Source organism: Paenibacillus sp. 3LSP, assembly GCF_032465655.1.
GTDB classification, from domain to species: Bacteria; Bacillota; Bacilli; order Paenibacillales; family Paenibacillaceae; genus Fontibacillus; species Fontibacillus barengoltzii.
Genome location: NZ_JAWDJI010000058.1, coordinates 33,282 through 46,826 on the forward strand (window position 1 = coordinate 33,282; position 13,545 = coordinate 46,826).

The 13,545-nt window shown below is 53.1% G+C and carries 12 protein-coding genes and 1 riboswitch; of the genes, 11 read left to right on the forward strand and 1 reads right to left on the reverse strand.

The window, feature by feature from the left end; translation table 11 throughout:
- Window positions 1–24 precede the first annotated feature (24 nt).
- From RW092_RS04080 to RW092_RS04095, 4 genes are all read left to right on the forward strand, one after another.
- Entirely contained in the window at window positions 25–867 is an 843-nt protein-coding gene (locus RW092_RS04080) for a prohibitin family protein (protein WP_316009602.1), read from the forward strand.
- A gap of 113 nt (window positions 868–980) precedes the next feature.
- The gene (locus tag RW092_RS04085) at window positions 981–1,781 is read left to right on the forward strand and encodes a Cof-type HAD-IIB family hydrolase (protein ID WP_316009603.1); all 801 of its coding nucleotides are present in this window, start codon (window positions 981–983) and stop codon (window positions 1,779–1,781) included.
- A 10-nt stretch (window positions 1,782–1,791) separates the two neighbouring features.
- Window positions 1,792–2,277 carry a DUF456 domain-containing protein gene (locus tag RW092_RS04090; RefSeq protein WP_036624508.1) on the forward strand — a complete coding sequence of 162 codons (486 nt, stop codon included), beginning with the start codon at window positions 1,792–1,794 and terminating at the stop codon, window positions 2,275–2,277.
- Between the two features lie 51 nt (window positions 2,278–2,328).
- A complete protein-coding gene (locus RW092_RS04095; protein ID WP_316009604.1) occupies window positions 2,329–3,963 on the forward strand; it encodes a putative polysaccharide biosynthesis protein in 1,635 nt (544 codons plus the stop codon).
- Window positions 3,964–4,798: 835 nt separating this feature from the next.
- Here RW092_RS04095 and RW092_RS04100 read toward each other — a convergent pair.
- Window positions 4,799–6,106, reverse strand: a complete 1,308-nt coding sequence (locus tag RW092_RS04100; protein WP_316009605.1) for a DUF2515 family protein — start codon at window positions 6,104–6,106, stop codon at window positions 4,799–4,801.
- Between the two features lie 147 nt (window positions 6,107–6,253).
- Here RW092_RS04100 and RW092_RS04105 point away from each other — a divergent pair, with 147 nt between their 5' ends.
- From RW092_RS04105 to RW092_RS04135, 7 genes are all read left to right on the forward strand, one after another.
- Window positions 6,254–6,622, forward strand: a complete 369-nt coding sequence (locus RW092_RS04105) for a thioredoxin family protein (RefSeq protein ID WP_016310944.1) — start codon at window positions 6,254–6,256, stop codon at window positions 6,620–6,622.
- A gap of 152 nt (window positions 6,623–6,774) precedes the next feature.
- Entirely contained in the window at window positions 6,775–7,770 is a 996-nt protein-coding gene (locus RW092_RS04110) for a COX15/CtaA family protein (RefSeq protein WP_028539815.1), read from the forward strand.
- A gap of 175 nt (window positions 7,771–7,945) precedes the next feature.
- Complete coding sequence (locus RW092_RS04115) at window positions 7,946–9,712, forward strand: UbiD family decarboxylase (protein ID WP_028539816.1); 1,767 nt, start codon at window positions 7,946–7,948, stop codon at window positions 9,710–9,712.
- A 14-nt stretch (window positions 9,713–9,726) separates the two neighbouring features.
- Window positions 9,727–10,443: a Cthe_2314 family HEPN domain-containing protein gene (locus tag RW092_RS04120; protein ID WP_316009606.1), complete on the forward strand. Its 717-nt coding sequence runs from the start codon at window positions 9,727–9,729 to the stop codon at window positions 10,441–10,443.
- Window positions 10,444–10,570: 127 nt separating this feature from the next.
- Window positions 10,571–10,727, forward strand: a riboswitch (SAM riboswitch).
- 89 nt (window positions 10,728–10,816) lie between these two features.
- Window positions 10,817–11,830 carry a methionine ABC transporter ATP-binding protein gene (locus RW092_RS04125; RefSeq protein ID WP_016310948.1) on the forward strand — a complete coding sequence of 338 codons (1,014 nt, stop codon included), beginning with the start codon at window positions 10,817–10,819 and terminating at the stop codon, window positions 11,828–11,830.
- Window positions 11,830–12,498 carry a methionine ABC transporter permease gene (locus RW092_RS04130; protein ID WP_316009607.1) on the forward strand — a complete coding sequence of 223 codons (669 nt, stop codon included), beginning with the start codon at window positions 11,830–11,832 and terminating at the stop codon, window positions 12,496–12,498. Before RW092_RS04125 ends, RW092_RS04130 begins: the two co-directional genes overlap by 1 nt.
- 63 nt (window positions 12,499–12,561) lie before the next feature.
- Window positions 12,562–13,443 (forward strand): MetQ/NlpA family ABC transporter substrate-binding protein, encoded by an 882-nt coding sequence (locus RW092_RS04135; RefSeq protein ID WP_316009608.1) that lies wholly within the window; start codon window positions 12,562–12,564, stop codon window positions 13,441–13,443.
- Window positions 13,444–13,545: the final 102 nt, after the last annotated feature.

Here is a 13,545-nt window from a genome sequence, read left to right on the forward strand (position 1 = left end):
CATATTAAGGGGAGAGGGATTCATATGGAGACAGGTACGCAGCAGCAAACCAAGAGGAATATGTCCGCGGGGAAATGGATTTCTACGGCCATTATCGTCATTGTCGTCCTGATCGTCGGATCCAACAGTTATGCGCAGGTCGAATATGGTCATGTCGGCTTGTACAAAACGTTCGGGAAGTTAAATGATAATATTTTAGGCCCGGGCATGCATTTTAAAATACCGTTTGTTCAAACCGTCATTCAGGTGAATACACAGGTGACCAAAACGGAAACAGATACAACCGCATCATCGAAGGACTTGCAGCCGGTATCTACGCATGTTGCCGTGAACTATTCGGTGAACAAGGAGTCGGCTTACAATCTGATGAACAATATCGGTGGCAATTACGATACGGTCATCATTAACCCGGCGGTGCAGGAGATCGTCAAAGAAGTGACAGCTCGTTACCAAGCTGAGGAATTGATTGCCAAGCGTGACGTTGTAGCCGGGGAGATCAGCGAGCATTTAACCTCCCGTTTGGCCAAATACGATTTAATCGTTAACGAAATTAATATCGTCAACTTTAAGTTCTCCGACGCGTTTAACCAATCGATCGAAGCGAAGCAGGTAGCTCAGCAGCAGGCACTGAAAGCAAGCAACGACCTGAAGCGGATTCAGATTGAAGCGCAGCAGAAGATCGCTCAGGCGGAAGCTGAGGCAGAAGCGCTGAAGTTGAAGAAGCAGGAGGTTACACCGGAACTCGTGCAGCTGAAACAGATCGAAGTGCAGGAGAAGGCGCTGGAAAAATGGGACGGCAAACTCCCGCAAGTTACAGGCGGCGCCACACCGTTCATCGATATTGAGTCGTTGACCGGACAACGTTAATCTGAGAGTGTTTTGAGTGGTGCGAAGCCGCCCTGGTGGGCGGCTTTCATCATGCCTATGAGTGACTTGTCCTTGCTTCACTAAGCTTTGTCGGAGTTCGGGATTATGGTAAAATGGCGGTATGCTGTTTAGAGAGTCAGAAACTTGCGGATGGGGGGAGCTGTCTGTTGTTGAAATATAAACTGTTGGCGCTCGATATGGATGGAACTTTGCTGAACGACGATCTACAAATCTCGCCGGAGACCGAACGTTGGATCCGGAAGGCGGCGGCGGCAGGAGTCCACGTCTGCTTGTCGACAGGAAGAGGCTATCGGGAAGCAGTTCCGTATGGCAATCAACTTGACCTTGGGACGCCGATGATTACGGTAAACGGTAGCGAAGTGTGGAAATCCCCGCATGAGTTGTACCGTCGGGTGCTGCTTGATCGATCACTCGTTTCGCGAATGTACGACATTTCCCGGGAAAAGAATGTCTGGTTCTGGGCCTATGCCGTGGAAGGCAGTTATAACGAAGGGAACTGGCGACCGGAATTATTGGAAAAGAATCATTGGATGAAGTTTGGTTATTTTACCGAGGATGATGAGGCGAGGGGAGAGATTTTGCGGGAGCTGCAAGAGATGGGCGGCCTAGAAATCACGAATTCCTCCCCGCACAATTTGGAGATTAACCCGAAAGGGATCAGCAAGGCCAGCGGCATTCAGACGGTGTGCGGACTGCTTGGACTCGAGATGTCGGAAGTCGTTGCGATCGGAGACAGTTTAAATGACTTGGCTGCGATTGAAGCCGCGGGTCTGGGCGTTGCGATGGGGAACGCCCAAGAGGCTGTGAAGGAGAAGGCCGATGTCGTGACCACGTCGAATAATGAAGATGGCATTGCTTGGATTATTCGGGACTATATTTTGACAGGGGAGTGAGAAAATGGCACTGTCCGTGATTGGCTGGATTTTGGTGATTGCCCTGTTTGCTGTGGGGATGGCCGGAGCGGTGTATCCCGTACTGCCTGGAGTGCTCGCCATATATTTTGCCTTTTTTGTGTACGGATGGTTTTTCTCGTTTGAGTCGTTTGGCCCCTTCTTCTGGATATTACAAACATTGATCGTGGTCGCGCTGATGGTGGCGGATTATGCGGTCGGGGCTTGGGGTGTCAAAAAATTCGGCGGCAGCAAGCTATCTGTCTGGCTGAGCACGATCGGCATTATCATCGGACCGTTTGTCATTCCGGCTTTTGGTTTGGTTCTTGGGCCGTTGCTGGGTGCAATGATCGGGGAATTGATTAAGGGCGAGTCGCTCAGCAAATCGTTTAAGGTAGGCATCGGTTCTGTGGTTGGTTTGCTTAGCAGCATGGTGGTCAAGGTGATTTTGCAGCTGGTGATGATCATCGTGTTTATCATTTGGATCGTTGCATTTTAGTCATCATTTTAGTTAGCACTCATATGGATTGCGGGAAAGAAGGAATTGCTTTTGTCCAAGAAGGAATCGTTTATTAAAGGCACGTTAATTTTGGCGGGGGCGGCGTTGATTGCCCGGGTGCTTGGCTTGTTCCAGCGCGTACCGTTGGAGCATATTCTAGGTATCGAAGGGAATGCGTCTTATTCTCAAGCTAATGCGGCCTATTTTATGCTGTTAACTTTAGCCACGGCAGGGATCCCGAGCACGCTGAGCAAAATGGTGTCGGAGCGGCACGCGTTAAACCGGCCGGAGGAGGCGCGGCGCGTATACCAAGCGGCGCTGCTCTTTGCGGGTGTAGCGGGCTTGGTGATGTTCGTGCTGCTGTATGCCTTGGCGCCCTATTACGCGGTAGCTTCCGGCGTTCCGGAATCGGTGGTGGCTATTCGTGCCCTGGCGCCGGCCTTGTTGCTGTTTCCGCTGATCGCCATGATCCGTGGTTATTTACAGGGCCGGAATATTATGATCGCCGGGGGCGTTTCGCAGGTGATCGAGCAGATCGTGCGGGTGGCAACCGGGATTATTTTGGCGTTTGTGTTGTTCCACTGGGGTTACTCGGGCGAAAAGATCGCGGCCGGCGCGACATTTGGCGCAGTGCTCGGCGGGGTTGCGGCATTGATCGTGATGTTGGTGTACAGCTTGAAGCTGCAACGGAAAGACCAGACCGAGGGACAAGCCAAACCGCGGAGCGTTGCCGGTCGTCTGCCGTTTAAGCGGATTTATGCGGAAATCTTTAAGCTGTCGATTCCGATTGTGTTGACCGCATTGGCGGTACCGGCGGTTAACTTCATCGACAACTCGATCCTGAAGCCGCTGCTGACCGGACAAATCGGCTCTGGACAAGCTACCTACATTCTCGGGATTCTCGGCAACCGGGCGCAAATGATCGCGGGGATTCCGCCGATTCTGGCGATCGCGCTCAGCCAATCGCTGGTGCCGATCATTTCCGCCGCATATGCGCGGAAGGATCAGGAGCATTTGCAGCGTCAGGTCACCTTGGCGATGCGGGTGGCCGTGCTGAGCGGGATGCCGATCATCCTTGCATTGGGCACGGCGGCCTACTCTGTGAACGGGTTGCTGTTCAGTACACGGGATGGCAGCAGTATCGTGGCGTTACTGACGTTTGCGACGATTTTTCAAATCACCATGATGACCAGTAACTCAATTCTGCTGGGGGTAGGCAAAGCCAATTTGTCGATGGTGCATGTGGCGATCGGGATTGTCGTCAAGCTGGCAGCCAGCTATGTGTTTGCGCAGTTTTGGGGGATTTATGGCATCATTATCGCCACCGGACTCTGTTTCTTCGTCATTACGCTGCTGAACGTTCGAGCAATGAAGCAAATCGTACCGTTCTCTTTGATGGGAAGCCGTTGGGGCGGTTTTCTGGTCACGGTTGTGGTGTTGTCCGGTGTCGGCTATGGCTTAAACCAAGCCGGCATTCAAATGGTGGACCTGATGCCAGCGCGGGTCGCGTTCTTCCTGACCTGCTGCATCGTTGGCGTGGCAGTGGTGGCACTCTATCCGGTGCTGCTCATCCTGTTGCGCGTCGTCCGTAAGGACGAGCTGACCAGCTACCCAGCCCCCCTCCGCAAAATCCTCTCCCCGCTCATGCGTTTACAACGCGGCGGCCGAGACCGCCAGGTGGGCTAACATTAGAAATCATGAAGCAAATTTAAGCGACTAGTGGATGCGCATGTGTCTGCTGGTCGCTTTTTTTTGCACCATTATCCCCTTGGTTCAGGGAAGTAGAAGTGCGGGGGCGCATCAATCAGGTGGATCTGGAGGGGATTAGGTCGTGTCGTGCGTGTCACGTAGGGGTGTGGTTGTATGGTTGTATCCCGCTGGGAGCTATTGCACGATTATCCCTTTCGGTCAGAGAAGGTAGAAGGTAGAGGGTGCGAGGGGAAGCATCGTGTGGTTTGACAGTGGGTGGGCGGTAGGTCGTTGGGGAAAGCTCGATGCTCCAAGGGTGTGCGGCTAGGCGCTTTTGCACCATTATCCCTTTGGTTCAGAGACGTTAGAGGGTTATCCCCTTGGTTCAGGGGGAGTTGGGTGTGAGATGGGTATGAAATAAGTAGGTAATTAGCAGGCGCATATAAGGCGCATATAAGGCGGTTAGGTGTTGGTCCTTGTGTTGTGTTGGTTTAATTGCTTCAGTTTAAAATAGCTTTGTCTGATTTAACGGGATAATGGTAAAAAAGAGCTGGCTCGGGGGTTCCTTGGCGGTAGGAAGTTGAGCTCGGAGCTGGAGCAGGTGAAGCGCTTCAGCCACACGGTTAGTGAACGCTCCTCTAACATCATCATCTCTCGCAAAAGGATCTAGGATGTTGTTTGGGTACAGTGTAATTTCGTTTGGATTGCTCAGCTGTCTGATTTAACGGGATAATGGTGAAAAAGAGCTGGCAGCGAGGGATGGTACTCTCGCAGATAGATGGGAGGACGGCGACAGGAGCGGGGTTGACGAACAAGCTCAACCCCGCTCCTGTCATTGCTCCTCCACCGCATCGTGCACAAATGCGGTGGTGAGGATGCCGTTCCTGTGCGAGCGGCTGATGTCGCACAGGAACGGCGCTTTTGGCGCGCTGATGTCGTCCAGCGCGCGGGTGTCCTTGAGCCAATCCTCCCTAGAGATTGGCTCATAGGCGGTGTCGCCCCAAGCGCTGAGCAGCTTGGGGCTGTAGAGACGCTGGCCCGGCGGCAGCGTCTCCTGGGCGAGAAGCTCTGACCCCTGTACCTTGGCGGTCAGAGCTTCTTCTAAATTGGCCGTGAACAGTTCCGGCCAATAATCGGCCCGCGAGCCGCTGTGCGGCACGCTCGCGGCGAAGCGCTCCGCGCCGCTTCGCACGGCGCGGTAGCCCATCAGCATCGCGTACAGGCTCTTGCCTAACGCGATGCGGGCTTGCAGGCTGCCGAAGTCGGAGACGGTGCGCCCCGCGAGGCGGCGCACTTTGCTCCCGGCAGCCTCGTCGCCCCCTTCCGCCGCTTCGCTCAGCGGGAACACGATTTGGTTTAATCCCGCCAGGCTGAACAGGCGGAAGTTCAATTTGTCCGTGACCTGCTTCTGGAAGTAAGGATGGCGTACCACGCGTTTTTCGATATAATTTTGTTCGTTGATAATGAGTCCGACGGTCAGCAGAGCGCTGCCGCGGTCGATCCAAAACCGCTCCCAAAACGGCCGCATAAAACGCGAAACGTGAAAATACGGCAGCAGGTGGAACCGACTGGCCCCGAGCTCCCGGCTTTTCATATACAGTCTGAGCTGCGGATAAGCGTCCTGAAAAATCAGGGCGTTGCACCGCTCCAGAAACCGATACGTGAGCCGCTTCTCTTCCGCATCAATCGCATCGGCCATACGGCTGCTTTGCAGGTCTGTCATGTTCCAGCCGGCGTTCCGCGAAACCATATGCGCGAGGAAGGCCCAATGCAGCTCCGGGCATGCTTGATAGCAGGCGAGATAAGCTGCCGTCCGGCTGATATTGTTGGCTCCGGCCAGACGGGTTTCCTCCGCGATCGCTTCGGCCAACTGCAAATCCTCAGCGCTGTAATCTTCTCCTGCTGATGCGGAACGAGCGGCCGCAGAACGCCGCAGCAACTCCTCGATTTCACTGATGACCGTCCGGGCAGCCGCTTCGTTCCAGCCCAAATCCACCGTCTCTTTCCGCAATTCAGAGGAATCGGAAAGCACGGCGGTTTTATTTTTGAACATCGTTGAGATTGCGGCGGGCAGGCTGGACATCCATCTTTTCAGGTTGACGGCCTTCCCGTTCCCGGTGTCTTGGCGGTGGTCTTCCATGGATTCCGCCTCCCTTCTACCTTGGATCGAGCGTCCGAATATTTGGCGGCCGGCTAGGCATAATACTATCCAGTATGTCCAAAAAGATTGACTTCCACTCCCGCTTTTGGTTGACTAGAAGTATCCTGATGAAAGGAAGGATCATTCATGAAAAAAATTACATCCCCTGCGGAATTTCAAGTCAGCATTCAATCCAGCAACCTGATCGTAGCGGTCTTCAAAGCCGACTGGTGCTCGGATTGTAAATTTATAGATCCATTTATGCCTGAAGTTGAGGCGAAATACGAAGGTCGACTGACGTTGATTGAAGTCGACGTTGACCAAGTCGGCGATGTCAGCCAGGAGCAAAACATTCTTGGGATCCCCAGCTTTGTCGCCTATACCGATGGCCGCGAGCTGGTTCGATTCGTGAACAAGCTTCGCAAATCCCGTGAGGAAATTGAGGATTTCCTGAACAAGGCGTTGGATGTGTATCATACGCTCCATGACACGCCGGAGACTCGGGATACGTTATAATCTACAATCAGACGGATGCCATTATATTCATCACACCGCCGCAGGGACTTCCCCTTGCGGCGGTGTCTATTTTTCAACATTTTCTATGAAAGTGGTTACTTGATCGGTTATAATGAAAAGGATTAGCGATTAACTTAAAGGTGTGAACCGTTTTGCATACGAAATTTTTAAAATGGCTCAGTTATGCCTCTTGTTTTGTAATGTTTCTGGCGACTCTTGGGGGCAGTGTAGTGACCAAAACGGAATCCGGTCTTGGCTGCGGCAATGATTGGCCGCTTTGCCATGGGAAGTTTGTCCCTGCACATACGCTCGCTTCCATGATTGAATATTCACACCGGGCAGTCAGCGGGGCGGCCGGTTTGTTTTCTTTGGCAGCGTTCATTGCGTTTTGGATGTACCGGAAGAACCGGAAGGATCTCCAGTTGTATTCCTTGATGGCTTTAATTTTTGTCATGGTACAGGCTGTGATGGGGGCGATGGCAGTCATATACCCTACGTCGTCCGCCGTTATGGCGCTGCACTTCGGGTTCTCGTTGATCGCTTTTGCCAGCTCGATCATGCTCGTTCTCGGCATCCGCGAGGAAGAACGCGGACAAGCTGACCGCAACGCAGGGCGTCGTTCGCAAGACCCTGTGCGTCCATCTGGATCGGGAGCCCGCGTGTCCAAAGCGTTCCGCAATTTGACTTGGTTTGCGACGGCTTACACATACATTGTCGTTTACCTCGGTGCGTATGTCAGCCATACGGACTCGGCGGGTGGCTGCAGCGGTTGGCCGTTATGTAACGGGCAGCTTCTTCCCGGTTTATCCGGCGGGGAAGGGATCGCCTTTATTCACCGGGTTGCGGCTGCTCTGTTGCTGGTCGTGATCGCCACGGTGGGCCATTTTGCCTACCGCAAGCATCCCGAACTGCCGGGCATCCGTAAGCTGGGCGTTGCCGCCACGGTGCTGGTAATCATTCAAGTGCTGACCGGGGCAACCATCGCGCTGACGATCAACAACTACCAGATTTATCTTTTCGCTTCGCTGGCGCATATCATCGTGCTAGCCTCCTTGTTTGGGGTTCTATGTTATTTAAGCGTCCGAGCTTGGCAGTTGAGCCGAACCGCCAAGGAGGTACAGGCTGCACCGGCTGATAAAGCCGTTTAACCTGCGCTTCATGGCGTCAGGTTTCGGCGACAACTTCCGCGATTGCGCCGGGATTGTCATGAATCTGTAGAATGACTGGGCATCCCGAGGGGGATGAGGTAAGGTATACTTTTGTCTATAGTGTAAAGTTACGCAACGACCGGGCGCTGACCCGGTCTTTTAGGAGGATCAGGAGATGAGCTACAAGAATCTGCGTCAATGGATCGATGCACTGCAAAAAGAAAACGACCTGGCAATCATCGATGTGCCGGTTGATCCTTACCTGGAGTTAGCCGAAATTCACCGGCGGGTCATCGATGACGGCGGCCCGGCTCTGCTGTTTACCAATGTCAAAGGTACGCCTTTTCCCGTGGCAACAAATCTGTTCGGAACCCCTCGCCGGGTGGAGATGGCCTTTGGCCCGCGACCAGAACAGCTTGCTAACCAATTGGTTGACGCGATACATAAACTGCTGCCGCCGACACCTAAAGCGATTTGGAATGAGCGCGGACTGATTCGCGACGTTTTGAAGGTTGGCATGAGAACGGTATCCAAAAAAGACGCCCCGATTCTTGATGTCTGCCGAACGGAAGCGCCGCTGAAAGATCTGCCGAAGGTGACCAGCTGGCAGAAGGACGGCGGTCCGTTTATTACGTTGCCGCTGGTGTATACGGAAAATCCGTTGCAACCGAAAGAAAACAATCTGGGAATGTACCGGATCCAATTGTATGATGATCAAACCACCGGCGTGCACTGGCAAATCCAAAAAGGCGGCGGGTTCCATTACCATGAGGCGGAGAAACGCGGCGAACCGTTGCCGGTATCCGTGTTCCTGGGCGGACCTCCAGCGATGATTGCCTCGGCGATTTCACCGGTGCCTGAGCATCTGTCCGAGCTGTTGGTTGCTTCCTTCATTCTTGGTGAGAAGCTGCCGATGGCCGAAAACCCGCTGGGCGGTCACCGCATTCCGGCCGAATCGGAATTTGCCATCTTTGGGCTGGTGCCTCCGCATGAGCGTCGACTGGAAGGGCCTTTTGGCGATCACTTTGGCTATTATTCCTTGCAGCATGAATTCCCTGTGCTGCATGTTGGCCATATGTGGCATCGGAAGGATGCCATCTACCCGGCAACCATCGTTGGTAAACCGCGTCAGGAGGATTATTATCTGGGCGATTTCCTGCAAAAGCTGCTGTCGCCGGCCTTCCCGATCGTCATGCCGAATGTGCGCTCGCTTTGGACATATGCGGAGAGCGGATTCCATGCCTTGAGCTCGGCGGTTGTTCGGGAGAGCTATTCCCGTGAAGCGCTGGTGTCCGCCTTCCGGATTCTTGGGGAAGGTCAACTTTCACTGACCAAATTCCTGATGTTGACGGACAAGCTGATCGATCTCGCCGATTTCCGTCTGCTGCTGAAGACGGTGCTGGAACGCTTTGATCCACGCACGGATTTGTTTATTCTAAACAACACTTCGCATGATACGCTGGACTACACCGGCCATAAGCTGAATCACGGCAGTAAGGCGATTCTGATCGGCGTAGGCGAGCCGATGCGCGAGCTGCCTCGGGCGTACGAGGAAGGCGAAATCGCGGAAATCGATTCGATCCAAGTATTTCATGACGGATGTCTTGTCGTTTCTGGTGCATCCTATGAGGACGAGCCGGAGCTGGCCGAGCGTCTGCTGGGTCGTCTTCGCGAACGCGGGACCGCTTGGCCGCTGGTGGTGCTGGTGGATAACGCCGAAGCCGCGGCTCATGATCAAACGGCGTTCCTGTGGACGGTGTTTACGCGGTTTAATCCGGCCAGCGACATCTACGCGGCTTCCGAGGTGCGCCAGCATCATCTGTCCTACAGTTTGCCGCTCGTTATTGATGCCCGCATGAAGCCAGGGTACCCGGATGAGCTGTTCCCGCAAGAGGATATCGTGTCCTTGGTGGATCAGCGTTGGAAATCCTACTTTCTGTGAAATGAGGAATGCCTATGCTGCGAAGCTTGCTTGGGGAGCCGCCTCGCCAAAATGAGGGGCGGCTGGCCGATACGATCAGCGCGATGACGCAGACCGTGAGGCTGCTGCAGAAGGAAATCAAGGAGCATCAAGACCCTACGCATGATTTCCGCAAGCTGGAGATTTGGGTGCACGGATTGATCTCTTCGTTGGATGAGCTCGAACAATGCTTATATGCCGCTACCTTTTTTCGCCAAAAGGTACATACCGAATTTGTTGAAGACATGGACCCGGTGGAACGGGCGGATTATGCAAGATATGTGTATTTTTACAAGGATGGATTCATTCGCGTGTTCTCGGCGCTGGACAAGCTCGGGACGGTGCTTAATGAACTGTTTGATTTGAACACGTCGAAGGTGAAGTCGCGATTTTCCTATTTTACGGTGTTGCGCCAATTTACGACGCTGAAGATCCACACCGAACTGGGGAGCCGGTTGAACGCGATTAAAGAGACGTACCGGGAAGCGCTCAGCGTGCTGCGACGCCGGAGAAATACGGAGATTCACTACATGAACTCGGAGATGAAGGACGACTTGTGGCAACGGCATCAGGCGTTGTTCGGCAAGGTTGCCTTGGAGGACCTGGATCAGCATATCCGGGATCTGGAGCAGGGATACCAAATGGTTTGTGACACCTACTTCACGGTATTTGACTACATCAATCATAGATGGAAAAAAATTACGGCGATCTAATCCGATCGCCATTCTTATTTTTCCTCTTTACAAAACGAACAAAACTCATTATACTCATCAATAGTTTTACATGACAGGTTAACATTGATGTAATTTCACAAACGACTCTTTTAATTCCATATTTTATTTCTTATCGAGAGAGGCGGAGGGAAAGGCCCGATGAAGCCCAGCAACCGATTCGCCCGTGAATGATGCGCGGAATGAAGCGCACTCATCACGGCCGAATGTCATGGTGCTAATTCCTTCAAAACCGATGTGATTTACTCGGTTTTGGCAGATGAGAAGGCATTGTCTTTACGTAAAGAGAGCCCTTTGAATCTGTTAGGGCTCTTTTTGTTATATTTCCGCATGTTAGGAACAGGAGGTTAGCCGATTGATTGAACTGAAGGGCATTACGAAAATCTATCGCACCAAAAAAACGGCAACCCCCGCACTGTCCGGATTAAATCTGAGCGTTCGCAAAGGGGAAATCTTCGGCGTCATCGGTCATTCCGGTGCTGGCAAGAGTACGTTGATCCGGTGCATCAATTTGCTGGAGCGCCCGACCGAAGGCGAGGTTTGGGTCGGCGGGGTGGAGCTGACGAAGCTTGGCAAACGTGAGCTGCAGCAACAGCGCCGCAAAATCGGCATGATTTTTCAACATTTTAATCTGCTGTCCTCGGCTACCGTCTATGATAACATCGCATTTCCGCTGACGCTGATCGGAACGCCGAAGGCGGCCATTGCGGAGAAGGTCAATGAGCTGCTGGCTCTCGTTGGCTTGGAGGAGCACCGTGACAAGTATCCGGCGCAGCTGTCCGGCGGTCAGAAACAACGTGTTGGTATCGCCCGGGCCTTGGCCAGTGAACCGGATGTGCTGCTGTGCGACGAGGCCACCTCGGCACTGGATCCGCAGACGACGGATTCCATCCTGAAGCTGCTGCTGGACATCAACAAGCGGTTCCAGCTAACGATTCTGCTGATTACGCACGAGATGCATGTCATCCAAAGCATCTGCGACCGTGTAGCGGTTATTCACCAAGGCGGCATCGTAGAGGAGGGGCCGGTGACGGAGGTGTTCCTGAAGCCGAAGCATCCGGTAACCCGGGAGTTTATTCATCGGGAGTCCGGGGATGAAGGCTTGAAGCTGGCGACTTCGGTTCCGCATCCAGAGTGGTCGAAGCTGGTGAAAATCACGTTCTTAGGAGCGAAAACCTACGAATCGGTCTTGTCCCAAGTTGTTCGGGAAACGGGCGTCAACTTCGCCATCCTGCAAGGCACGATTTCAGCGATTAAGGATATCCCGTACGGTCAACTGACCGTATCGTTTGAAGGTGAAGATGACCGGGTGGAGCGCACGCTGTCGCTCCTGCGGGAACGTGACCTTGACGTGGAGGTGATCGAATAATGGCTGGATTGGATCTCGGAACCATCGATTGGGCGGAGATGGGAACGGCGACACTAGATACGCTGAAGATGATGGGGGTTGCAACCTTGTTTACGTTCTTGATCGGGCTTCCGCTCGGGGTGTTGTTGTTCACCTTCTCACGTTCTCAATCCTTGGTATTAGGTTGGGTTTACCGGATCATTTCGCTCATTGTTAACATCCTTCGCTCGGTTCCGTTCATTATATTGATCGTTGCGTTGATTCCAGTCACGCGGGCGATCATGGGCGTATCGACCGGTGTGGAAGGGACAATTCCTCCTCTGGTGATCGGGGCGGCCCCGTTCTTTGCCCGCTTGGTAGAAACGGCGCTGCGCGAGGTGGATCGCGGAGTGATTGAAGCATCCCAAGCCATGGGCGCTTCCTCATTCCAGATCATCCGCAAGGTGCTGCTGCCAGAATCGCTGCCCGGCCTCATCGCAGGCATGACGATTACCGTAGTCACGTTGGTATCCTATACCGCCATGTCAGGCATGGTCGGCGGCGGTGGTCTCGGCGACCTGGCGATCCGCTACGGGTATTACCGGTACGAGACAGGAATCATGATCGTTTCGGTGATTTTTATGGTCATTCTGGTGCAGGTGCTGCAAATGCTGGGTGACCGCTTGGTGATTTATTTTACGCGGAAATAAGGAAACTTAAATATATAACACCATCCTTATTCAAAAAAACATTTTTAAGGGGGAGAACCTGCAATGAAAAAATGGACTTTATCTTTGTTAACGCTCGTATTGGTACTGGTACTGGCTGCTTGCGGGAGCAATAACGCCGCGAATAACGGGGCAGCAGGAAACACGGCAGGTGAAACGTCGGCCGCTGAAGGGAACGCCGCAGATTCGGGGAACCAAACTGCAGCTGAACCAGTGAAGCTGGTTGTAGGTGCTACCGTACCACATGCGGATATCTTGAAACTTATCGCGCCGAAGCTGAAAGAAGAAGGCGTTGAGCTGGAAGTTAAAGAATTCACCGATTATGTGCAACCTAACGTACAACTGTATGAAAAAGAGCTGGACGCAAACTACTTCCAACATCAGCCTTACCTGGATGAGCAAAATAGCCAAAACGGCTTTGACCTCATACCGGTTGTAGGCGTACACGTTGAACCGTTTGGCGCATACTCCAACAAAATCAAATCCGCTGACGAGCTTGCGGACGGCGCGACGATCGCGATCCCGAACGACCCGACCAACGGCGGCCGCGCACTGCTGTTGCTGCAAAAGCAAGGGTTGATCAAACTGAAGGATGACGCTGGAATCACAGCAACTGCGAAAGACATCGTGGAAAATCCGAAAAACCTGAAGTTCAAAGAAACGGATGCAGCTATGCTGCCTCGTCTGCTGCCAGAAGTAGATCTGGCGCTGATCAATACGAACTTCGCGCTGAAAGCGAATTTGAACCCGACGAAGGACGCCTTGTTCATCGAGGATAAAGATTCGCCATACACAAACCTTCTGGTCGCTCGCCCAGACAACAAAGATTCCGAAGCGATTCAGAAGCTGGCGAAGGCGCTGACTTCCGATGAAGTTCGCACGTTCATCAACGATACTTATGAAGGTGCTTTGGTACCGGTATTCTAAGGATTAAGAAGCAGGATGATCCCGCTGCGTATGCAGCGGGATTTTTATTATGGCTTTAGCCAGTTGAGCTCGCGAAGCGTGCGAAACAAAAAACCACCCGCT